The organism is Microbispora sp. NPDC046973 (assembly GCF_040644495.1).
GTDB lineage: Bacteria > Actinomycetota > Actinomycetes > Streptosporangiales > Streptosporangiaceae > Microbispora.
In genome coordinates this window covers 1-20,966 of record NZ_JBEYWQ010000036.1, presented here as the reverse complement: position 1 = coordinate 20,966, position 20,966 = coordinate 1, and the positions used below count along the sequence as shown (strand labels likewise).

Sequence of the window (20,966 nt, the reverse complement as noted above, 5' to 3'; positions counted from 1 at the left end):
GCCACCACGTCTGGCACAGCTTCAGGACCGACGGTGAGGATGGGCGACCATGCGGATACTTGTGGTGGACGACGACCCGGCTGTGCGGCGGTCCTTGGAGCATGCGCTGCGCCGGGACGGCTACGACGTCTCGTCCGCCGCCGACGGGGCGTCCGCCCTCGCCGAGCACGGCATGTTCCGCCCGGACGCGGTCGTCCTCGACGTCCTCATGCCCGAACCGAACGGGCTGGAGGTGTGCCGGGCGCTGCGTTCGGGCGGGCACGACACGCCGATCCTGATGCTCACGGCCCGGGACCTGGTCACCGACCGGGTCGCCGGGCTCGACGCGGGGGCCGACGACTACCTGGCCAAGCCCTTCGCCCTGGACGAGCTGCGGGCCCGGCTCAGAGCGCTGCTCCGGCGCAGCGGCGCCAGGGCCGAGGTGCTGCGCTTCGCCGACGTCGACCTCGACTTGAGCGGCTGCAGGGCCGAGCGTGCCGGCCGGCGCCTGGATCTGACCAAGACGGAGCTGTCCCTGCTGGAGCTGTTCCTGCGCAATCCCGGCCGGGTGCTGAGCCGGACCCAGATCTTCGAGTCCGTCTGGGGCTACGACTTCGGCCCGGAGTCGAACGCGCTGTGGGTTTACATCAGCTACCTGCGGAGCAAGCTCGAAGCGGACGGCGGCAGCAGATTGATCCAGACGGTGCGCGGCCTGGGGTATGTCCTGCGCGAGGAACCATGAACCTGCGCACCCGGCTGGCCGTCGCCGGCGGTTCCGTGGTCGCGGGCGCCCTGGTGCTCGTGTCGGTGGTCCTGTATCCGGCCGTGAACGCCAACCTCCGCGGCCAGATCGACAGCACGCTGGTCGCGGCCGCCGCCCAGGCACCGAGCGTGGCCGCGGCCATCAAGGCCAAGTTCAGGGACGTCAACGGGGAGCCGGGCTTCCCGACTGTTCCGCTGGGGATCGGAAGCACGCAGCTGCAGATCGTTCCGGGCCCGGTCCGGGTCGGGCCGTCGACGGAGTTCGTCGACCTCACCGCCCGCGACGTCGCCGTCGCGGACGGCACCGCCGGCGCCTACTTCCGTGACGCGGTCTACGACGGCGTCGCCTACCGCGTCTACACGGCCCAGTTCCCCGAAGCGCCGGGGACGCTCGTACGCACGGCCATCCCAGAATCCGATCCCGCACCGACGCTGCGCGAGCTCGCCTGGCTGCTCGCCGGCTCGACGGTGGCCGCCGGGCTTCTGGCGGCACTGATCTCACGCCTGGCAGCACGCCGCGTCCTGCGCCCGGTGCACCAGCTCACCGAGACCGTCGAACTGATCCGCACGACGGGCGACCTGGCCATCCCGATCCCCGCCGACAGCCGGGACGAGATCGGCCGGCTCGGCTCGGCGTTCGCGGCGATGACCGCCGCCCTGGACGAATCGGTCGGCGCCCAGCGCCGTCTGGTGGCCGACGCCTCACACGAGCTGCGCACACCGCTGACGAGCCTGACGGTGAACCTCGAGCTGCTGGCGGAGAACCCGGCCGACGCGCAGGCCCCTCTCCTCGCCGCCGAGGCGCTCGGCCAGGCCGGCGAACTCACGACATTGGTCAACGACCTGATCGACCTGGCTCGCTACGGCCAGGCCCCGTTCCACACGGAAGACGTCCGACTCGACCTCGTCGCCGAGCGCGTCGCGGCGCGCGCGGCGCGCCGGGCGCCGCAGATCGAATTCGAGCTGAACTGCACGCCCACACTCGTCCACGGAGACCCCGACGCCCTGGAACGCGCGGTCGCGAACCTCGTCGACAACGCCGTGAAGTGGAGCCCGTCCGACGGCCGGGTCAGGATCAGCGCCAGGGCGGGCATCCTCGAGGTCGCCGACACCGGCCCGGGGATCCCCGACAGCGACCTCGAATTCGTCTTCGACCGCTTCTACCGGTCACCCGCGGCCCGCGCGCACCCCGGCTCCGGGCTGGGCCTGGCCATCGTCCGGCAGGTCGCCGAGGCTCATGGCGGGACGGCCGAAGCCGTGCCGTGCCGAAGCGGCGCGTTGCTGCGGCTGATCCTGCCCGCGTGCGTCGAACACCCGGAGCCGTAGGCACCCCCCGGTGGGCCGATCAGGCGGCCTCGACGCCGGAGGCGGAGTTGTGGGCGTGGACGGCGTCGAGGAAGCGGGAGACGTGCTCGAAGAACAAGCGGCCTTCGGGGAGGACGTCGGCGAGGAGGGGGAAGATGTGCGGCATGCGGTTCCACTCCTCGTAGGTCACCTGCACGCCGTTCTCGCGGGCGCTGACGGCGACCCGGCGGGCCTCGTCGCGCAGGACCTCCGTGGAGCCGGTGACGATCATCAGCGGGGGGATGCCGGTGTAGTCGCCGTACACGGGGGACACGAGGGGATCGAAGCAGTCGAGGCCGTCGGTCCAGCGGCGGGCGAGCCAGTCGATGCGGCCGGCGGGGAGCATGGGGTCGGACCAGACGTTGGCGCGGCGGCGGCTGGAGCTGAGGTCGGCCCAGGGGGACAGGCAGATGCCGGCGGCGGGGAGGGGCATGCCCCGGTCGCGGAGGGACAGCAGCGTGGCGAGGGTGAGATGGCCTCCGGCGGAGTCGCCGGCCAGCACGATGTCCTCGGCGGCGTACCCAAGGCCGAGCAGGCACTCGTACGCCTTGAGCGCGTCGGACAGCGACTCGGCGAGGGAGTGGATCGGCCCCTGGCGGTAGTCGAGGGAGAACACCGGGCGGCCGGTGACGGCGGACAGCCGCCACGTGATCGGCCGGTGGGTGGCCGGGGAGCAGACGAAGTACGCCCCGCCGTGGAAGTAGAGCACCACCTTGCCCTCGTCCATGTCGGGACCACCGTGCACCCATTCCCCGGTGCACGAGCCGAACCCGTCTGGAACGATGGACACGTGCTTGGGGAGGATGCCGGGGACCCGCTCGCCGAGGCAGATGATGCGGCTGGCCACGGCCATCCCCGCGGTGTTGCGCACGAGGATGGTGGAGATCGGTTTCATGGTGCCCCGCAGGACCCCGTTGATCGCAGCGGCCTGCCAGCTGACCGGATATTCCGGACGGATGTCTACATTCAGCCCATGTCCCATGCAAGCCTCCAAAAAGGGACATTCCCCATTTGGTCATCCGTTCTACCGGTAGGTAAGTTTCACTCCCCTTACAGCAGTGTTACGAGAAGGTAACGCCGCAGGACATGAGGCACCCGTGACGGGATATTCGAGGGCTCCGCTGCCCTGGAAGCTCGGTGTCAAGCCCGGCCACCGCGTGTCGCCGGTAAACGCTCCGCAAAGTCTGCCCTTCGACGACCGCGAGAAGGACGACGGACGTCCCGGGCCGCATGAGGTGATCGCGATGTTCCGTCCCGGCGAGGCCGCCCTGCGGGCCGGGTCCCCGCGGGCGCCCGGGCGCCCGGCGCGGTGATCCCCGGTCACGGCGCCGCCGCCGCCCTCTACCCCCGGCTGGCCTGGTACGGCTTCCGCAGGCACGCGACCTACTGGGCCGCCGCGCTGGCGGGCGCGTTCACCAACACCGTCTTCGGGGTGCTGCGCGCGTACGTGCTGATCGCGCTGTGGCAGGCCCGCCCCGGCCTCGGCGGGTACGACGTGGCGGGCGCGGTCACCTACACCTTCCTCACGCAGGCGTTCATCGGCCCGATGCAGTTGTTCGGCGGCGGCCTCGACCTGCCGCAGCGGATCCGCACCGGCGACGTCGCGCTCGATCTGGTCCGCCCGGCGTCCCTCCAGGTGTGGTGCCTGTCGGAGGACCTGGGCCGGGCGGCGTACCTGTTCGTCGTCCGCGGCGCTCCGCCGACCCTCGTCGGCGCCCTGCTGTTCGGCATCGTCGCCCCGCACGCCCCGGCCGCGTTCCTCCTGAGCGTCGCCCTGGGCGTGGTCGTGAGCTTCGGGTGGCGCTACCTCGTCGCGCTGGCCACGTGCTGGGTCATGGACGACCGGGGCCTCGCGGTGCTGTCGATGGTGCTCACGACGTTCTTCAGCGGGCTCATGCTGCCCCTGACGATCTTCCCCGGGTGGTTCGGCGAGCTGGCCCGGGCGCTGCCCTGGTCGGCGATGGCGCAGGTGCCCGCCGACGTCTACCTGGGCACGGCCGATCCCGTCCACGCCCTCGCCTTCCAGGCCCTGTGGGCCGCCGTCCTGCTGGCTCTGGGCGCGCTCATGACCGACGCCGCCCGCAGGAAGATCGTGATCCAGGGTGGCTGAGCGCCCGTGATCAGGACGTACGCGCTGCTCGCCTGGACGTGGACGCGAGCGGCGGCGCAGTATCCGCTGTCGTTCGCGCTGATGACGGCGGGCGGGCTGGTGGTCGGCGGCCTCGACATCGCCGCCATCTGGGTGATCTTCGCCAACACCGACACGCTGGCCGGCTTCGGAGTGACCGAGGTCATGTTCCTGTACGGCGCGTCGCAACTGGCCTTCGCGCTCGCCGACCTGCTGTTCGGCAACGTCGACAGGATCAGCCAGCACATCGGGGCCGGCACGCTCGACGTCATGCTGATCCGTCCCGCGTCGCCCTTCGTGCAGGTCGCGGCCGACCGGTTCACGCCGCATCGGATCGGCCGGTCGATCCAGGCCGCGGCCGTGCTGGCCGTGGGCCTGACGCGGCTGGACGTCCCGCTCGGCCGCGTCTGGATGGTGCCCGTCATGGTCGTCTCGGGCATCGTCATCTTCGCGGCGCTCTTCACGCTCGGCGGCGCGCTGCAGTTCCTGCTCACCGCAGCCCCCGAGGTGGCCAACGCCTTCACCTACGGCGGGGCGACGCTCACGCAGTATCCGCTGAGCGTCTACGACACCCGGATCGTCCGGGGGCTGACCTTCACGCTGCCGCTGGCGTTCGTCAACTGGCAGCCGGGCCTCTACGTGCTCGGCCGCCCCGACCCGCTCGGGCTGCCGCCCTGGACGGGCCTGCTGTCCCCCGCCGCCGCGCTCGCGCTGGCCGCCGTCGCCGCGCTCGCCTGGCGGGCGGGAATCCGCCGCTACCGATCGACGGGGAGCTGAGACCAGTGATCGAGGCAGACGGGGTCGGGAGGACCTTCACGGTCCGCCGCCGGGTCGTGCACGCCGTGCGGGACCTGTCCTTCCGTGTCGCGGCCGGGGAGTTCGTCGCCTGCCTCGGCCCGAACGGCGCGGGCAAGTCCACCACGATCAAGATGCTGACCGGGATCCTCACGCCCACGTCGGGCCGGATCAGGGTGGCCGGTCTCGATCCCTCCCGGCGCCGTACGGCTCTCGCCCGCAGGATCGGCGTCGTCTTCGGCCAGCGGACGACGCTGTGGTGGGACCTGCCGCTCCGGGACAGCCTGGAACTGGTCCGGCTCCTTTACAAAGTAGATCGGAAGGTGTTCCGCGAGCGGCTCGACGAGATGTGCGACCTGCTCGACCTGGGCGGCTTCCTCGGGACGCCGGTGCGCCAGCTCAGCCTGGGGCAGCGGATGCGAGGCGACATCACCGCCGCCCTGCTGCACGACCCCGCCGTGCTGGTGCTGGACGAGCCGACGATCGGGCTCGACATCGTCAGCAAGGCGGAGGTGCGCGACTTCCTGCGGCGGCGAGGCGCCAGGCGCGGGACGACGGTGCTGCTGACCACCCACGACCTGGGCGACGTGGAACGGCTGTGCCGCCGCGTGCTGCTGATCGACCACGGCCGGCTGGCCTTCGACGGCACGCTGGACGACCTGCGGGCGACCGCGCCCGGCGTGACGTCGATCGAGGAGGTGGTGGCCGGGCTCTATCTCAGAAGCCGAACGACTCCTCGTACTCCTCCTCCTGCTCCTCGTCCGGCTCCGGACGGGCCCAGCGGGACGGCATGAGCACCGGGAGGAACAGCGCGACGCCGAGCAGGCCGTACACGCCGGTGGACAGCAGCGTGAGCATGCCCCGGCCGGCCTGCAGCAGCTCGGCCTGCACCGACGGCCCGGTGGGCACGAGGCTCGCGGCGCGCGACACGTCGAGGACGTAGACCACGGTCCAGGCCAGCAGCGCCATCGACGGGACGAACGCCGCCAGCGGGGACACCCGGCCGACCAGCACCAGCCCGAGCAGCAGGCCCACGACGGCCATCACGCCCAGGGCGATCAGCATCCGCGTGTCCTTGGCCGGGTCGACGCTCTGCGCCGCTCCCCGGACCGCCTCCTGGGATGCCCATCCACCACCGAGGAGAAGAGCCGCCGCGACGACAACGCCCAGGAGCAGCCCGAAGAAGTGCCGCATAACACCGCCTTGGGTGAGAGGTCCGCGGCAACACTAGCGACAAAGAACGGTAAAGGGCAGCACTTACGCCGTGATGTCCTTGCTCGTGAAGCGCGACCAGGCGAGGGAGCCGAAAACCAGGACGTACGCGGCGAAGGCGAGCAGCCCCTGCCCCATCTGGTCGAACGCCACCGGCGCCCGCAACGCCCCGTCGAACTCGCCCCACCACGAGGTCAGCAGGACCGGGCGTACGACCGCCACCTGCGGGATCGCGGTCAGGACCTGGCTGACCACCACCAGCACGACGCTCGCGGCCACCGCACCGATCGGCGCCTCGGTCAGGGTGGAGATCGCGAGCGCCACCGCGCCGAGCGCGGCCATCCCCGCGGCGGTGTACAGGACGACCACCCCGACGCGCAGCAGGGCGTCGGCCGCCGGGATCGTCGTGCCGGACAGCAGCGTCACCGGCCCGACGGGGAACAGCACCAGCCCGGCCGCCAGCGCCGACAGCGCCACCAGCGCGCACGCCGCGAGGCAGAACACCACGACGTTGGCGTACTTCACCAGCAGCAGCCTGGTCCGGCCGACCGGGGCGACGAGCAGGTAGCGCAGCGTGCCCTGGGCCGCCTCGCCGGCGATCGCGTCGCCCGCCACGACCGACACGGTCAGCGGCAGCACGATCGGCATCATGACGGCGAACGCGGCGAAGGTCAGCATCAGGCCGTTGCCCGCGATCTGGCCGATGATCGAGCCGCCCGCGTCGCCGTCCGACGCGACCCGCACCGCGACGCCGACCAGCACCGGCACGACCGCGAGCACCCCGAGCATCGCGAGATTGCGCGGGCGGCGGAACGTGAGCCCGATCTCGGAGGCCAGCAACCGCGTCAGGTGCCGCACCTGGCCCGGGGTGGGCCCGGCGGCGTGGACGGACGGCCGCTCCTCCCGTGGCACCGTCCGCGCCTCCGCGGGCCGCGGCGACCGGTCCTCCTCCCGCTCCGGCGGCCGGGCCTCTTCCCGCTCCGGCGCCCGGGCCTCCGACACCGCTGTCCCGTTCTCATGCATCGACATCGAACCCCTCCCCCGTCAGACCGACGAAGACCTCCTCGAGCGTGGGGCGGACCACGCCGAACCCGCGCACGGCCACGCCCTCGCCGACGAGCAGCGCACAGATCTCCTCCGGCGCCCGGGCGCCGATGACCGCCGTGACCTCGCCGTCTTCGGCGCGCACGTCGCCGAGCCCGGCCCGGGCCAGCACGGCCGCCGCCGCACCGACGTCCGGCGTCTCCACCCGCAGGCGGGGCTCCTCGCCCGACGCGCGCAGCGCGGCGATCGGGCCCTGCGCGACGAGCCTGCCCGTACGCATGACGCCCACGTGGGTGCACATCTGCTCGACCTCGCTCAGCAGATGGGAGGAGACGAAGACGGTCGTGCCGTCCTCGGCGATCCTCCTGATCAACGTGCGGACCTCCCGGGTGCCCTGCGGGTCGAGGCCGTTGGTCGGCTCGTCCAGCACGAGCAGTTCCCTCGGGACCAGCAGCGCGGCCGCGATGGCCAGGCGCTGGCGCATGCCGAGCGAGTAGGTGCGGTAGCGCTTGCCCGCCGCCGCCGTCAGCCCCACCCGCTCCAGCGCCCCGCCGACCCTGGCCCGCGCCGTACGCGCGTCGGCCGACGGATCGGCCGCGTCGAAGCGGCGCAGGTTGGCCTCGCCCGACAGGTACGGATAGAAGGCCGGCCCCTCGACCACCGCGCCGACGCGCGGCAGCGCCCGGGCCGGTCCGGCGGAGACGGGCGTCCCGAGCAGCGACCACGTGCCCGAGGTCGGGGCGACCAGGCCGAGCAGCATGCGGATCGTCGTGGTCTTGCCCGAGCCGTTGGGGCCGAGGAAGCCGAAGACCGATCCGCGCGGAACGGCCAGGTCGACGCCGTCGACGGCCACCTGGCCGCCGCGGAAGCGCTTGGTGAGACCCGACGTGACGATGGCGTGCGCGCCCTCGGGGGAGGGCGGGGGCGCCCCGGTGTCCACCCGTGGCGCCCCCGCGCGCGTGCCCACCGTCACCGCGTCCACCGCGTCCCCCGCGACCCCCGCTCGTCCGCGGTGCGTGGGCTCGGTCATCCCTTCACACCGGCCGCGCGGTAGAGGGCCTCCGGGGTCACGGCGCCGGCGAGCAGGCGGCCGTCGTCGGTGATGAGGATCGACACGACCTTCGTGCGCAGCAGCCGGCCGCTGCCCCACTGTCCGCTGACGGGGGTGGCCGACGACTTCACACCGTCGAGCAGCGCGCCGAGGTCCACTCCGTCACGCCCCTTCCCGTCCTGCTTCTGGGCGGGGACGTCGGGCAGGGAGGTGACGAGCACGCTGTCCCAGCCCGAGCCGACGACGCTGCTGCGGTCGTGCGCCTCGGCGGCCGCCTCCGGCCGGTGACCGGCGGGCGGCGTGACCGTCCCCTGCTCCACCTTCGCGCCGGGCGGCGGCGTGAAGGAGAAATTCTCCGGCGCGGGAGCGGTGAACGACAGCGACTCGAAGCCGACCTCGAAGGCCGGCTCGGCCGCTCCCTTGGCGTACACCTGGACGCGCAGCGGCATCAGCTTCTCGCCGTCGAGCGCCACCCGGACGTCCCTGATCAGCGAGTCGGCCGACTTGGGCGTCAGCACGATCTGGTAGGCCGCCCGGCCCGCGACCGTGACGACGTCGCCGACGCTGATCGCGGTGTCGGTCCCGGCCGCCTGCAGCGCCTGCCGCGCGGCCTGCTCCGGCGTCGCGAACGGCGACGCGGCTCCGGACCGCATCGGGAAGGCGCCGTCGGGCCTGCCGCCGGAGGCCGCCGGGGCGGTGAGACGGGTCGCCTTGTTGGCGGCGCTGTCCCACAACCACACCGTGCCGCCGTCGGCGACGACGTCGGTCTCACTCATCTCCCCCGGCAGCATGAGGCGGAACCGGTCCTCCCCCGCGTACCAGATCTTGAGCTGGTGCGACCCCGACAGCAGCGACGCCGCCGAGGCCCCGGACGGCCCGGGCGCCCCGGACAGGCCGGGCAGCGCGGGCAGACCGAGCGACGCCGTCTCGACGATCGTGCCGGACATCTGCGGCATCCGGCCGGTCTGCCAGGTGCGCGCGACGTCGGCCAGCAACTGCTCCGCCGTACGGTCCGGCAGGGACGGCTCGTTGCTCACCGCCGCGATCACCGGTCCCGTCCCCACGGCCGCCGCCACCACGGCCACCGCCGCCACCGGCACTCCCCACCTCACGGCGCGGGCTCTCTTCGCCATTTCACATCTCCCACTATGGGCGGAAAACCTGACGACCCGAGACTGCCGGGACGTTCCTGTGCCGACGCTGAGACGGGCTGAGAGGGCTCTCAGGCTCTCCGCGCCCGCACGTCCGAAAGGGTCCACACTGGGGCAATGCGGGTTCTGGTGGTGGAGGACGAGCGGCGGATGGCGGCGGCGCTGCGCCGGGGGCTGCAGGCGGAGGGCTTCGCCGTCGACCTGGCGCACGACGGGAACGAGGGCCTTCACCTGGCCCGCGTCGGCGACTACGACGTGGTCGTGCTCGACATCATGCTGCCCGGCATGTCCGGCTACAACGTGTGCAAGCAGTTGCGCGCGGAGGAGAACTGGGTGCCGATCCTCATGCTGTCGGCCAAGGACGGCGAGTACGACATGGCCGACGGGCTCGACCTCGGCGCCGACGACTACCTCACCAAGCCGTTCTCGTACGTCGTGCTGGTGGCCCGGCTCCGGGCGCTGCTGCGCCGGGGCGGCGGCCGCAGGCCCGCCGTGCTGCGCGCGGGCGACCTGTCGCTCGACCCCGCGGCGCGGGTGGTCACGCGGGGCGAGGCGCCGGTCGAGCTGACGCCCAGGGAGTTCGCCCTGCTCGAGTACCTGATGCGCCGGCCGGGCGAGGTGGTGTCGAAGCCGGAGATCCTGGAGCACGTGTGGGACACCTACGACACCGACCCGAACGTGGTCGAGGTGTACGTCGGGTATCTCCGCAGGAAGATCGACACGCCCTTCGGCCGCGCCGCCGTGCAGACCGTGCGCGGGGCGGGATACCGGCTCGCGAGCGACGGCGGCTGAGCATGCCCACGTCACCCGGGCCCACGTCACCCCCGCCCCAGCCGTCCGCGCCCCTATCACGCGGGCCCGGTCTGGCCGTGCTCGCGCGCCCGGTGACGTGGTGGCGGCGGCAGAGCCTGCGGTTCCGGGTCACCGCGGCGGCGACGGCCGTGCTGGCGCTCGCCCTCGCCGTGTCGGCGTACGTGTTCGTCGCGGTGCTCGGCGAGGCGCTCGTCCGCAGCATCGACGACCAGGTCTACCAGCGGGGACGCGAGATCGTCGCGCTGTCCGACGCGAACCGGCTGTCCGATCCCGTCGTCTCGGTGGACAACACGATCGTGCAGGTGCTCGACCGGGACGGGCGGATCGTCGACGCCACCCCGAACACCGACCGCCTGGTCCCCCTGCTGTCCGCGCAGGCGCGGGAGGCCGCCGTGCGCACGGGCGCGGCCCGTTTCCTGGACGGCCGGCCGTACGCGCTGCCGGGGCCGCTGCGGGTGCGGGCGCTCAGCGCGGACCGCGGCGTGACGGTGATCGTGGCGCGGTCGTTCGGCGAGGTGGAGAGCAGCCTGGTGACCATCGGGCACGTGCTGATCGCCGGCATGCCGCTCCTGCTCGCGCTGCTGGCGGCGGTCTCGTGGCTGGTCGTCGGGCGCACGCTGCGGCCGATCGCGCTGCTGCGGCGGGGCGCGGCCGAGGTGGGCGCCACGGCGCGGTCGCGGCGGCTGCCGGTGCCCGAGGCGCGCGACGAGGTGCACGCGCTCGCCACGACGCTCAACGACATGCTCGGGCGGCTGGAGGAGGCCGACGCGCGCCAGCGGGCGCTGGTCTCCGACGCGGCGCACGAGTTGCGCAGTCCGCTCGCGAGCATCCGGCTCCAGCTGGAGGTCGCGCTCAGCCATCCGGAAGGGCAGGACTGGAAGGAGACGGCCGAGGGGGTGCTGGAGGACACCCTCCGGCTGTCCCGCCTCGCCGAGGACCTGCTCGCGCTCGCCCGGCTCGACGAGGGCCGCCTCGGCCGGCGAGAGCCGGTCGACCTGGCGGAGATGGCCCGCCGTACGGCCGAGCGGTACGGCCTCGACCTCGACCTCGCACCCGGCGGGTCGTGCGTCGTGCTGGGCGACGCGCTGGACCTGCGGCGGGTGCTCGCCAACCTGGTCGACAACGCCCTGCGGCACGCGACGTCGGCGGTCCGGATCGGCGTGCGCGCCGGAGGGACGGCCGCGGAGCTCACCGTCACCGACGACGGGCCGGGCATCCCGCCCGAGGACCGGGAGCGGGTCTTCGACCGGTTCACCCGGCTCGACGACGCCCGCAGCCGCGACGACGGCGGCGCCGGGCTCGGTCTCGCGATCGTGCGCACCACGGTCGAGGCCCATGGCGGTACGGTCCACCTGGAGGACGCCTCCCCCGGACTGCGCGCCGTCGTCCGGCTCCCCCTGGCACGTTGAGGAGTTCCATGCTTCCCGAGTACGGCAGGCCCGTCACCGAGCTGCTCGCCGAGCTGACCGCCCTGAAGGAGGCCGACCTGCCGGTGCGCGGCGGCAAGGTGACGGCCTACGTCTACGACACCGGCCTGCCGGAGGTGCACGAGGCCGCGCACCGGGCGTACGCGGAGATGCTCGAGGTCAACATGCTCGACCCGACGGCCTTCCCCAGCATGGTCGCGCTGGAGCGGCAGGTGGTCGGGGCGGTCGCCGAGCTGCTCGGGCGTCCCGGCGCGCCGGGAATCTTCACCAGCGGCGGCACCGAGTCGATCATGCTGGCGGTGAAGGCCGCCCGCGACGCCCGTCCCGGCGCCACCCGGGTCGTGCTGCCGGTCACCGCGCACCCGGCGTTCCACAAGTCGGCACACTACCTGGGCATGGAGATCGTGCCGGTCCCGGTCGACCCGGTCACCTACCGCGCCTCGGTCCCGGCGTTCGAGGCCGCCCTGGACGACCGTACGGCGCTGGCGGTGGTCTCGGCCCCCTCCTACCCGCAGGGGGTCGTCGACCCGGTCGGGGAGGTCGCCGCGCTCGCCGCCGCGCGCGGCGTGCCGTGCCACGTGGACGCCTGCGTCGGCGGATGGCTGCTGCCGTGGCTGCGCGAGGCGGGCGCCGCGATCCCGCCCTTCGACCTGAGCGTGCCCGGCGTCACCTCGATCTCGTGCGACCTGCACAAGTTCGGGTACGCGCCGAAGGGCGCGTCGGTGCTGCTGTTCCGCGACGCGGAGCTGCGCCGCCGGGCCTACTTCGCCTCGGCGGCCTGGCCCGGCTACACGATCATCAACGCGACCGTGCAGAGCTCGCGGTCGGCCGGGCCGCTCGGCGGCGCCTGGGCCACCCTGCAGTCCCTCGGCAGGGAGGGCTACCTGGAGCTCGGCCGCAGGACGCTGGAGGCGACCCGGCGGCTGGTGGAGGGCGTGGCGAAGATCCCCGGGCTGCGGGTGCTCGGGGAGCCGGAGGCCGCCCTGGTCGCCATCGCCGGATCCGCCGAGGTGGACGTCTTCGTGCTCGCCGACGAGGCGCGCCGGCTCGGCTGGTTCCTCCAGCCGCAGCTGTCGTACGCCGGGATCCCGGCCAACATCCACGTCACGGTCACCGGTGTGACGCTGGCGGGGGTGGACGCGATGCTGGAGGTGATCGCGGAGGCGGCCGCGGCCGCCCGGCTGCGGGGGCCGGCCGAGGTGCCCGAGGGGCTGCCCGAGCTCATCGCGTCCCTCGACCTCGACGCGCTGGACGACGCGACGTTCACCGAGCTCGCCGCGTCGGTGGGCATCGACCTCACCGCGACGGGACAGCCCGGGATGGCGGTCGTGAACGCCGTGCTCGACGCGCTGCCGGCCGCGACCCGCGAGGCGATCCTCGTCCGGTTCCTGTCGGTTATGTACTCCTGATGCGGCTGTCTTCCCGATCTTCACCTTTTGGGCGCTCCCCCGCCCGTTGTCCGTCATCTGGAGTTGATCAGATGCCTGCCGCAAGCAAGCACGAGCTAGCGAAGGCATCTACGTGGATCACAACAGCTTCCGGCGCTGGGCGATGGCCACGGCGGCCCTGGCCCTCTCGGTGACGACGGCCCTGCCGGCCGCCGCCGACGCCGCACCGCCGCCGGTGGACGTGCAGCTCCTGTCGTTGACGGACCTGCACGGCTACCTGACGCCGCAGAACGACGCGGCGAACGGCACGGTGAAGGACGCCCAGGGAAGGACGATCGTGGTGGGGGGCGCCGCGTACATCGCCGCCCACCTGAAGGACCTGCGGCAGGGCCACGACAACTCCATCACCTTCACCACCGGCGACGACTTCAGCGGCTGGCCGGTCGAGGTGGCCTACCACGAGGACGAGCCCACCGTCGAGTTCCTCAACTCCATCGGCGTGGAGTTCGCGGCGGTGGGCAACCACGAGCTGGACCGGCCGCTGGAGTTCCTCCGCGACCACATGGGCAAGGGCCGGTGCTTCGGCGTCGTCGACGTGGACAGCTGCTTCACCGACTCCACCGGCCGCAGGTTCCACGGCGCGGACTACACGATCTCCTCCGCGAACGTCACCCGCGAGGGCTCCACCACGCCGATCTTCAAGCCGTACGTGATCAAGCACGTGAAGGTCCACGGCGGCCGGGAGGTCCGGATCGGCTTCATCAACCTGACCACCACGACGACGGTCGCCGGCTCCACGTCGTACCAGCCCGAGCTGGACAACCTGCCGCTGGTCGAGACGGCCGACCGGTACGCGGCCGAGCTCAAGCGCCAGGGCGTCGAGGCCATCGTGGCCAACGTGCACGAGGGCGGCTCGGCCGGCGGCTACTACGACGGCTGCACCAACCCGTCGGGCCCGGTCGTCGACTTCGCCAGGCAGGCCTCCCCCGACATCGACGCGATCGTCACCGGGCACTGGCACGCGCTGTTCAACTGCACCATCCCCGACCCGGCCGGCAACCCCCGTCCCGTCGTGGAGGCGGCCAACCACGGACGCCTGATCAGCGAGATCAACCTCAAGATCGACCCGAAGACGGGTGAGGTCATCCGCTCCGCCACCACCGCCGTGAACCACCCGGTCACCCGGGACGTCGCCCCCGACCCGGCGACGGTGCGGCTCGTCGACTACTGGAACGCCAGGTCCGCGCAGACGGCCGCCCGCCCGGTCGGCAGGATCAGCGGCGACATCACCCGGACCCGCGCCACCGACGGCGAGAGCGCCCTGGGCAACCTCGTCGCCGACGTGGAGTACGCCGACGCGCGGCGCGGCGGGCCCGTCGACCTGGCGCTGGTCGCCGCGGCGCCGCTGACGGGCTCCGCCAGTCTGCGCGGCGACCTGCGCTTCGCCAAGGGGACCAACCCGGCGGACGCCGACGGCACCGTCCTGTTCGGCGAGGCCTGGGGCGCGTACGGCTACGCCAACCCGGTGCTCACCGTCTCGCTGACCGGGCGGCAGATCGAGCAGGCGCTCGAACAGCAGTGGCAGACCCAGGCCGACGGCACGGTGCGGTTCGGCCCGCTGGCGGTGTCGGCCGGCGTCCGCTACTCCTATGACGCCTCCCGGCCGGTGGGCGACCGGATCGACCCCTCCCGGGTGCTGATCGGCGGCGTCCCCCTGGACCTCGGGAGGACCTACCGGGTGGCCGCCCTCGCGTACACCCTGATCGGGGCGGACGGCTTCACCGCGCTGACCGCCTTCACCGACCCGGTGCGCAACTCGCGTGACTACGACGCGTTCCGTGCCTACTTCCAGGCCAACGAGACGGTCGCTCCGCCCGCACTCGACCGGGTGACCGCGCTCTGACCACGCTCTGACCGCGCTCTGATTCAGGGCCGGCGGGGCGGTCTCCCCTCCCGGAGACGGCCCCGCCGTGCACCGTCCCCGCAGATTCCCGCATGTCCCGTCGGCAACGGCGGCCGGCCGCCGATGACGGTGTCCCGGCGCCGGACCGACCCAACGAACCGGAGCCCCCCGTGCACCTTCGCAAGCTTCTGTTGAGCCTGGCCCTCGCACCCGCGCTCGCCGCGCCCACGGCCGCCCACGCCTCGGCGGCCGGCGGCCCCGGCGTGCTGCCCCAGAAGACCCACTTCGACCTGCAGGCCCACCGCGGCGGCATCGGCATGACGACCGAGGAGTCGCTGGAGGGCTTCGCCAAGGCCCTGCGCCTCGGGGTCACCACCCTGGAGCTGGACACCCACGTCACCAAGGACGAGAAGGTCGTCGTTAACCACGACCGGCAGATCAGCGCCCAGAAGTGCCGCGACACCGGCCCGGTCGTGCCCGGCGACCCGATGTACCCCTACGTCGGCAAGTACATCAAGGACCTGACCCTGGCCCAGATCAAGACCATGGACTGCGGCTACCAGCAGCTGCCCGGGTTCCCCGAGCAGGAGGTGATCCACGGCTTCCGGATGGCCGAGCTCAAGGACGTGCTCGACCTCGTCAAGAGCTACCACGCCAAGCAGGTCACGCTGAACATCGAGACCAAGGTCGAGGCGGGCGCGCCGGAGCAGACCGCGCCGCGCGAGCTGTTCGTCCGCCGGGTGTACGAGGAGATCCACGCCTCGGGCATCGAGGATCAGGTCACCATCCAGTCCTTCGACTGGGGCGCGCTGAACGAGATGCACCGGCTCGCCCCGAACTGGCCGCTGGTGGCGCTCACCAACTACGACTTCCTCCAGGTGGGCAGGCCCGGCGCCTCGCCCTGGCTCGGCGGGCTCGACGCCGACGACTTCGGCGGCGACTTCGTGAAGGCCGCCGCGGCCATCCCCGGCGTCACCGCGCTGTCCCCGGTGTACGGCTTCCCGCAGAACGGGAAGGTCAGCGACCCCGGTTTCCGCTTCTACGTGGACGAGGCGATGGTGGAGCAGGCGCACGCACGCGGCCTGAAGGTCATCCCGTGGACCTGCGACGACCCGGCCACCATCGAGGCTCTCATCGACATGGGCATCGACGGCATCATCACCGACTACCCGAACGTCGTCCGCCAGATCATGGCCGACCGCGGCATGCGGCTGCCGAAGGCCTACGAGCCGCGCTGACGGTCACGCCCCGGCAGGGCCGCCTCCCTCATCCGGAGGCGGCCCTGTCGCGGCTCACGGACAGGCACTCACAGTGCGGCGGCGTCGCGGGGGTCGGGCGTCCTCCCACCGGTCCTGTCGCCCCGCTGCGCCGCCAGGGCAGCCACCGCCACCGCGAACGCCGTCGCCACCAGCAGCGCGCCGACCCACAGCGGAGAACGGTAGCCCAGGCCCGCGCCGATGGCGGCCCCGCCCAGCAGGGGCCCGGCGGTCGCGCCCACGTTGAAGGCGGCGGTCGCGAACGAGCCGCCCAGGGACGGCGCGTCGGCCGCCGCGTAGAGCGCCCGGGTGATCAGCGTGGAGCCGACGGCGAACGACAGCGTGCCCTGCACGAAGACGAGCACGAGCACGGCCGCCGGGTTGCCCGCGGCCACGCCGAACACGATCCAGCCGGCCAGCAGGGCCAGGCCGCCGGGCACCAGGAGCCGCATCGGCCGCCGGTCCGCCATCCGGCCGCCGATCGACACCCCGGCGAACGATCCCAGGCCGAAGAGCGCCAGCAGCACCGGCACCCACTGCGGGCCGTACCCGCCGACCTCGATGACCAGCGGAGCCAGGTAGGTGAAGGTGCAGAACGTGGCGCCGTTCACCAGGGCGCCGAGCAGCAGGGTCACGAGCAGCCGGGGGCGGCGCAACGCCCGCAGCTCGCGCCGCGCGTCGGGCACGGCCGCCTCCGGTGGCGTGGCCGGAACGGTGCGTGCGACCGCGACGACGGCCGGCACCGAGACGATCGCCACCGCCCAGAACGCCGAGCGCCACCCCCACGCCTGGCCGAGCACGGCGCCGGCCGGCACCCCGGCGACGCAGGCGAGGGTGATCCCGCCGAGCAGTACGGAGGCGGCCCGGCCCTTGGCGCCGGGCCCGGCCATGGCGGTCGCCGTCGCGAGACCCACGGCCAGGAATCCGGCGTTGGCCAGCGCTCCGGCGACGCGCGCGGCCAGCAGGACGCCGAAGCTGGTGGTGACCGCACCGGCCACGTGAACGATCATGAAGACGGTCAGGCAGACCAGCAGCGCCCGCCGTCTCGGCCACCGCAGGCTGAGGACGGCCGTCAGCGGCGCGCCCACGATCATTCCCACGGCGAAGGCCGACGTCAGCGCGCCGGCGGCCGGGACGGACACCTGCAGGTCGCGGGCGATGCCGGGCACCAGGCCCGACAGCATGAACTCGGAGGTCCCCTGGGCGAAGACCGCCAGTCCGAGCATGTAGATGGCGAATGGCATGACAACTCCACACCGCGTCGTAAGAGGTCGCGAAAGGTCGCGAAGGGTCGATGGGGACGCGGCGAGCCATGGCGGTCAGCAGCCGGACGACGAGGAGAGCGTCCAGACGGCGTACAACGGGATCACCGCGCCGACGGAACCCGGTTCCGGCCATGGGGGCACGACGACGGTGACCATGCGCGGAGCCCGGGAGAAACGGCCCATACGACGGTGATTCGGTGACAGGCAGCGCGCGGCGACGCGTAACGGCCGCGACCGCTCAGCACCAAAGGTGGGCGGTACGACGGCTCAGCGGCACGACAGCCGGCGGTGCGACGACTCAGCCACCGAATGACCGGTGGCTAGCGTCTCGACGCCTCGGGGCTCGACATGGCGGCCACGTTAGTCACGGCGCGAGCGCCCTGTCCACCGGTTTGATCGCGTCCCGGTCTCGTCGCGGCCGCTCCGGTCACCGGCTGCTCCCGCGGCCGGACGGGCACGGCCGGTCTTCCCGGGTAGGACCGAAGCCCGGGTGCCCTGCCGGCAACCGCGCCGGGGCCTGCCGCACCCTTGGCGGAGCCGGGCTAGGACAGCACCCCGCCGAGGCGGGTGACGACCGCGAGAGCCGTACGGGCGCTCGCCGCGTCGTGGACGCGGAACACCCGGGCGCCCTGCAGCGCCGACACGGCGAGCGTGGCCAGCGTGCCCGCGTGGCGCTCCTCCACGGGCAGGCCGCCCAGCGTCTCGCCGACGAAGTCCTTGTTGGAGACGGCCACCAGCACCGGCCATCCGGTGGCGGTCAGCTCGCCGAGCCGTCTGCTGACCTCCAGCGAGTGCCAGGTGTTCTTGCCGAAGTCGTGGGCCGGGTCGATCAGGATCGCGTCGCGGCGCACCCCCGCGGCGACCGCGCGCTCCGCGAGGTCCGTCGTGTACGCGACCACGTCGGCCACCACGTCGGCGTACGCGATGCGGTGCGGCCGGGTGCGCGGCTCCACCCGCCCGGCGTGCGCGCACACCAGGCCGATGCCGTACGCGGCGGCGACCTCGGCGAGCTTGGGGTCCACGCCGCCCCAGGTGTCGTTGAGCAGGTCCGCCCCGGCCTCGGCGACCACCTCGGCGACCTCCGACCGCCAGGTGTCGACGCTGATGATCACGTCGGGGTGCCGGTCGCGCACCGCGGCGACGACCTCCGCCACGCGGCGAATCTCCTCGGCCGGATCGACCTCCGTGCCGGGACCGGCCTTCACGCCGCCGATGTCCACGATGTCCGCCCCCTCCTCGATGAGGCGGGAGGCGGCGTCGACCGCGGCGGAGAATGCGTAGGTCGATCCCCTGTCGTAGAAGGAGTCGGGGGTCCGGTTGACCACGGCCATGACCGCGAAGTCGCCGGGACCGAAGGCACGGCCGCGCAGGCGCAGGACGGACGGCGTGACGGCCTGCGCACCGGGCTGGGTGCCGGGCGCCCCGGTGGGCATCGGCGAACTGGACACGCCGCCAGCGTACTGCCGCCGGCGTGCCGAGGACCGTCCCGCGGATCTCATCGTGGCGAAGCGCCGCCCGGATTGAGCAGTTCGACTTTCCGCCCGCATGGGGAACCCGTCGATCGCGAGGTCAACGGTCCGGGCCACGGGGGAAATCACCCATGTTGAGCCGTTGGGTGGGCTACCCCGCTATCGCGCGGCCGTCCGCCGTGAAGGCTGTTTGACGGAGGCCGGCGCCCGCACCCGGCTGCTCACCCCCATCGCCGCCATACGAGCCCAACTGGAGGCCGCGCGGCTCTACTCCGACGACGTGTCCGAGGCGATCGACGGGGCTCTACTCGACAACGCCGAACGGCACGCCGCCACGGCCGTCCGAGTGGACGCCCGCACGGACGGCGAGCGGGCCGTCCTCGCGGTGAGCAACGACGGCGAGACCGTCTCCGAGGCCGACCGCGAACGCATTGTCGACCGCTTCTTCCGCAGGGACACCGCCAAGAGCAGGTCCGCGGGCGGCTCCGGCCTCGGGCCGGCCATCGCCGGAGAGGCCGTCAAGGAGATCGCATGCTCGTCAGCGTGGACGGCGAAGCCCGTGCTCCTCAGTGTGGATGGGGAGGCGGCGCGGCTCTGCCGCGATCCCGGCCGTCCTGACCGCCGGCCTTCCGCGCGATCACCCACGCGGCGATCTGGGCGCGGGAGTTGAAGCCGAGCTTGGTCAGGATGCGCTCGACGTGGCCCTCCGCGGTTCTCAGGGAGATGACGAGCGCCGAGGAGATCTCCCGGTTGCTCATCCCCTGGGACACCAGCTCGGCGATCTCGCTCTCGCGCCTGGTCAGCGGTGACGCCGCCGGTACGGCGGCCTCCTGCGGTTCCTCGCCCCGGTCCTCGGTCCCGCCCGCGTCCGCCGGCTCGCCGAGCGCCTCGGCGATGGCGTCGTCCGGCGTCAACCGCCCTCCCTGGCGCAGCGCGCGGTCGAAGGCCCGCTCGCCCATCCGCGCCCGGAGCGCGTTCACACACCGCTCATGGAACTCGCGGTGCTGCACCATCCACAGGGCGTCTATTCCGGCCGTCCGGCACACCCCCATCGCGGCGCCCAGCAGGCGGGTGGCGGCGGCGTGCCGGCCCTCGCCCTGCAGGATCCAGCCGAGCGCCTCCAGCGAGGTCCCGATCGCAAGCCCGTCGTCGAAACCGCGGCCGACCCGCAGGCTCTCACGGGCCGCGGACGCCGCCCGGGCGTTGTCCCCGCGCTGCCAGGCCTGGATGGCGTACACGTTCAGCACCCAGGACCGGATCCAGCTCTCACCATGGCGCTCGGCGATCGCGAGGCTGCGCTCGAGCAACCGCTCCGCCCGTTCCACGTCGCCCAGATAGCCGACCGCGGCCCCGAGTGAGAAGAGGCCGACGACGAGGGCGATGCCCTCCCCCGCGGCGGCGGCGAGCCCGTCCACGGCCTCCTCCAGCATGACGGCCGCCCGCGCGTGGTCGCCGCTCTGGTGGCTCGCTATGCCGGCGATCAGCGACGCCCAGGCCAGGATCCTGGAGTCGTCCAGCTTCTCCGCCAGCGCCCGGCCCTCGCCGAGCCGAAGCTCTCCCGCCGTCGGGTCGCCCTGCATGAACGCCAGGTGCGCGTCGGTGCACAACGCCTCGGCTCGTACGGCGGTCGGTCCCGGCGTCGCCTCCAGCAACCGGTCGAGCCAGTAACGGCCCTCGCTGTAGAACGCGTTGGGCATCCAGAGGGGATCGAACAAGAGGATGGCCATGCGCAGTCCGGTCTCCGCCTCGCTGGGCTCGCCGAGGCAGAACTCCATGGCGGCGCGCAGGTGCGCCCGCTCCAGCCGCAGCCGGACGAACCAGACGGCCTGGGCGGGGCCGAACCACTCGGCCACGGCCCGCTCGATCAGGCGGAGGTAGTGGTCGCGGTGGCGGCGGGCCAGCGCCCGCCGCTCGCCGGGCCCCTGCAGCCGAAGCCTGCCGAACTCCCGCAGCGTCTCCAGCATGCGGTAGCGGACCCG

General features: G+C 73.0%; 20 protein-coding genes. 12 read left to right on the top strand and 8 right to left on the bottom strand.

The annotated features are described in order from the left end of the window. Positions 1-49 precede the first annotated feature (49 nt). Positions 50-721: a response regulator transcription factor gene (locus tag ABZ860_RS37400; RefSeq protein ID WP_357229834.1), complete on the top strand. Its 672-nt coding sequence runs from the start codon at positions 50-52 to the stop codon at positions 719-721. Continuing rightward, a complete protein-coding gene (locus tag ABZ860_RS37395; protein WP_357229832.1) occupies positions 718-2,067 on the top strand; it encodes a HAMP domain-containing sensor histidine kinase in 1,350 nt (449 codons plus the stop codon). Before ABZ860_RS37400 ends, ABZ860_RS37395 begins: the two co-directional genes overlap by 4 nt. Before the next feature lie 19 nt (positions 2,068-2,086). On the opposite strand, the gene ABZ860_RS37390 is transcribed toward ABZ860_RS37395, so the two are convergent. Continuing rightward, positions 2,087-3,067 carry an alpha/beta hydrolase gene (locus tag ABZ860_RS37390; RefSeq protein WP_357229830.1) on the bottom strand — a complete coding sequence of 327 codons (981 nt, stop codon included), beginning with the start codon at positions 3,065-3,067 and terminating at the stop codon, positions 2,087-2,089. Positions 3,068-3,182: 115 nt separating this feature from the next. On the opposite strand from ABZ860_RS37390, the gene ABZ860_RS37385 reads away from it, so the two are divergent. From ABZ860_RS37385 to ABZ860_RS37370, 4 genes are read left to right on the top strand one after another with little or no spacing between them, the layout of a single operon-like run. Next, a complete protein-coding gene (locus ABZ860_RS37385; protein ID WP_357229828.1) occupies positions 3,183-3,398 on the top strand; it encodes a hypothetical protein in 216 nt (71 codons plus the stop codon). After that, entirely contained in the window at positions 3,395-4,195 is an 801-nt protein-coding gene (locus tag ABZ860_RS37380) for an ABC-2 family transporter protein (protein ID WP_357229826.1), read from the top strand. Before ABZ860_RS37385 ends, ABZ860_RS37380 begins: the two co-directional genes overlap by 4 nt. Positions 4,196-4,201: 6 nt before the next feature. Further along, positions 4,202-4,990, top strand: coding sequence for an ABC-2 family transporter protein (locus tag ABZ860_RS37375; protein ID WP_357229824.1), 789 nt, complete (start codon positions 4,202-4,204; stop codon positions 4,988-4,990). A 5-nt stretch (positions 4,991-4,995) separates the two neighbouring features. After that, on the top strand, positions 4,996-5,802 hold the full coding sequence (locus tag ABZ860_RS37370) for an ATP-binding cassette domain-containing protein (RefSeq protein WP_357229823.1): 807 nt from the start codon (positions 4,996-4,998) through the stop codon (positions 5,800-5,802). Here the strand turns inward: ABZ860_RS37370 and ABZ860_RS37365 are convergent. The 4 genes from ABZ860_RS37365 to ABZ860_RS37350 all read right to left on the bottom strand — a co-directional run bounded on the left by ABZ860_RS37365 (position 5,726) and on the right by ABZ860_RS37350 (position 9,448). Continuing rightward, positions 5,726-6,202 (bottom strand): hypothetical protein, encoded by a 477-nt coding sequence (locus ABZ860_RS37365; RefSeq protein WP_357229821.1) that lies wholly within the window; start codon positions 6,200-6,202, stop codon positions 5,726-5,728. The genes ABZ860_RS37370 and ABZ860_RS37365 overlap by 77 nt on opposite strands. A gap of 63 nt (positions 6,203-6,265) precedes the next feature. After that, entirely contained in the window at positions 6,266-7,249 is a 984-nt protein-coding gene (locus tag ABZ860_RS37360) for an ABC transporter permease subunit (RefSeq protein WP_357229819.1), read from the bottom strand. Further along, positions 7,236-8,294 (bottom strand): ABC transporter ATP-binding protein, encoded by a 1,059-nt coding sequence (locus ABZ860_RS37355; protein WP_357229817.1) that lies wholly within the window; start codon positions 8,292-8,294, stop codon positions 7,236-7,238. The genes ABZ860_RS37360 and ABZ860_RS37355 overlap by 14 nt, the downstream gene beginning before the upstream one ends. Beyond that, a complete protein-coding gene (locus ABZ860_RS37350) occupies positions 8,291-9,448 on the bottom strand; it encodes a DUF2092 domain-containing protein (protein WP_357229815.1) in 1,158 nt (385 codons plus the stop codon). Before ABZ860_RS37350 ends, ABZ860_RS37355 begins: the two co-directional genes overlap by 4 nt. Positions 9,449-9,583: 135 nt before the next feature. Here ABZ860_RS37350 and ABZ860_RS37345 point away from each other — a divergent pair, with 135 nt between their 5' ends. The 5 genes from ABZ860_RS37345 to ABZ860_RS37325 all read left to right on the top strand — a co-directional run bounded on the left by ABZ860_RS37345 (position 9,584) and on the right by ABZ860_RS37325 (position 16,235). Continuing rightward, on the top strand, positions 9,584-10,258 hold the full coding sequence (locus ABZ860_RS37345) for a response regulator transcription factor (protein WP_357229814.1): 675 nt from the start codon (positions 9,584-9,586) through the stop codon (positions 10,256-10,258). A 77-nt stretch (positions 10,259-10,335) separates the two neighbouring features. Then, positions 10,336-11,688 carry an ATP-binding protein gene (locus ABZ860_RS37340; RefSeq protein WP_357229812.1) on the top strand — a complete coding sequence of 451 codons (1,353 nt, stop codon included), beginning with the start codon at positions 10,336-10,338 and terminating at the stop codon, positions 11,686-11,688. Between the two features lie 8 nt (positions 11,689-11,696). Continuing rightward, positions 11,697-13,115: an aspartate aminotransferase family protein gene (locus ABZ860_RS37335; protein WP_357229810.1), complete on the top strand. Its 1,419-nt coding sequence runs from the start codon at positions 11,697-11,699 to the stop codon at positions 13,113-13,115. 112 nt (positions 13,116-13,227) lie between these two features. Then, positions 13,228-14,997 carry a bifunctional metallophosphatase/5'-nucleotidase gene (locus ABZ860_RS37330; protein WP_357229808.1) on the top strand — a complete coding sequence of 590 codons (1,770 nt, stop codon included), beginning with the start codon at positions 13,228-13,230 and terminating at the stop codon, positions 14,995-14,997. Positions 14,998-15,167: 170 nt separating this feature from the next. Next, positions 15,168-16,235 carry a glycerophosphodiester phosphodiesterase family protein gene (locus ABZ860_RS37325; RefSeq protein ID WP_357229806.1) on the top strand — a complete coding sequence of 356 codons (1,068 nt, stop codon included), beginning with the start codon at positions 15,168-15,170 and terminating at the stop codon, positions 16,233-16,235. A gap of 68 nt (positions 16,236-16,303) precedes the next feature. Here ABZ860_RS37325 and ABZ860_RS37320 read toward each other — a convergent pair whose 3' ends face one another. Both ABZ860_RS37320 and folP read right to left on the bottom strand, forming a co-directional pair. After that, positions 16,304-17,497, bottom strand: coding sequence for a Cmx/CmrA family chloramphenicol efflux MFS transporter (locus ABZ860_RS37320; RefSeq protein WP_357229805.1), 1,194 nt, complete (start codon positions 17,495-17,497; stop codon positions 16,304-16,306). Positions 17,498-18,060: 563 nt separating this feature from the next. Beyond that, positions 18,061-18,951 carry a dihydropteroate synthase gene (folP, locus tag ABZ860_RS37315; protein WP_357229899.1) on the bottom strand — a complete coding sequence of 297 codons (891 nt, stop codon included), beginning with the start codon at positions 18,949-18,951 and terminating at the stop codon, positions 18,061-18,063. Between the two features lie 226 nt (positions 18,952-19,177). Between folP and ABZ860_RS37310 the strand changes: the two genes are divergently transcribed. Continuing rightward, entirely contained in the window at positions 19,178-19,657 is a 480-nt protein-coding gene (locus tag ABZ860_RS37310; RefSeq protein ID WP_357229803.1) for an ATP-binding protein, read from the top strand. Here ABZ860_RS37310 and ABZ860_RS37305 read toward each other — a convergent pair. Next, positions 19,554-20,966, bottom strand: a 1,413-nt coding sequence (locus ABZ860_RS37305; RefSeq protein WP_357229801.1) for a LuxR C-terminal-related transcriptional regulator, incomplete at its 5' end; no start/stop codon positions are given. The genes ABZ860_RS37310 and ABZ860_RS37305 overlap by 104 nt on opposite strands.